The following is a 1,068-nucleotide window of genomic DNA, read 5'->3' as shown; positions in this document are numbered from 1 at the left end:
GAATTTACCAAGGACAGTCTGAGAGCAGCAGTCGAACACCCCTACAGAATCATTAAGTGTCAATTTGGATTTATAAAAGCCAGGTATCGAGGTTTGAAGAAGAATGACAATAAACTGTCTACTTTATTTGCCCTGGCGAATATTGTTCGACTGGATCAAATGATCCGGGCACAGGGTTAGTCCGCCCTGAAGTCACGAAAGTGGCTAAATATCATACAAATAAGGGGTTGAGACCTCTGATTTCAGTCCTACTTCGAACTCGATTCAAGAAGGGAAGTAAATTAGAGGTTATTCGCAGGTTCCCTAGCACTCTCCCGTTTTCTGATGGAAATACTGTTCAGGACAATGCCATCATTCTAAAGCATGAGGTTCAACTTAACAGAAATTTCAGCCGAATGCTGAATAATACTGTATCTTCATTGAATATTACCCTGAATACTTTATTACAAGCTGCTTGGGGTTTGCTTCTGAGTCGATACAACGGCCAAAATGATATAGTCTTTGGTCAAACCGTTTCTGGTCGACCTTCTGAAATTGATAACATTGACCAAATGATTGGTTGTTTTATTAATACAATCCCTGTGAGGGTCTCTATTCCTGAAAACGTCATTATTTCGGACTGGTTGATACAACTTCATGAGCAGTATCAGATCTGCCTGTCTTGGGGTCATGTATCTTTGAGTGACATAACACATGTCTCTGGTGACTTACCATCTCACGAGTTATTCAATACTCTATTGGTATTTGAAAACTACCCTATCGATATGGAGTCTCAAAATTCATCTTTCTCTATCAAAGAAATCACTAATAACAATCATTCCCATTACCAGGGCAATTGCATCAATCTGAACACTCGAAGATAAATTTCTTGTAAACTCTCTATCCAGTTTATTCGAGTCTCCTAGGAGCCTGTCGGACTTAACCAGCAAAACAGGTAAAATCCTGATTCCAGTACCAGTAACACTCAAAGCACTATGAATAAGTGGAAGTTCAAACCGGTCGACCGAAACACTCCCGACCTTTTCCCTGCCAGCATCCAGGATTATCTTCCAGAAGGTCATATGGCTC

Annotated in this window: 1 protein-coding gene and 1 pseudogene; both read left to right on the top strand. The window is 40.4% G+C overall.

The window, feature by feature from the left end; all coding sequences use genetic code 11:
• Positions 1-180, top strand: a pseudogene (locus tag WG89_RS31515) (IS5/IS1182 family transposase); the annotation flags it as partial.
• A 20-nt stretch (positions 181-200) separates the two neighbouring features.
• Entirely contained in the window at positions 201-863 is a 663-nt protein-coding gene (locus WG89_RS28640) for a condensation domain-containing protein (RefSeq protein ID WP_245662998.1), read from the top strand.
• Positions 864-1,068: the final 205 nt, after the last annotated feature.

Origin of the sequence: Endozoicomonas arenosclerae (assembly GCF_001562015.1) — a bacterium.
Classification (GTDB): domain Bacteria; phylum Pseudomonadota; class Gammaproteobacteria; order Pseudomonadales; family Endozoicomonadaceae; genus Endozoicomonas_A; species Endozoicomonas_A arenosclerae.
This window is presented reverse-complemented; position numbering and strand designations above follow the sequence as displayed.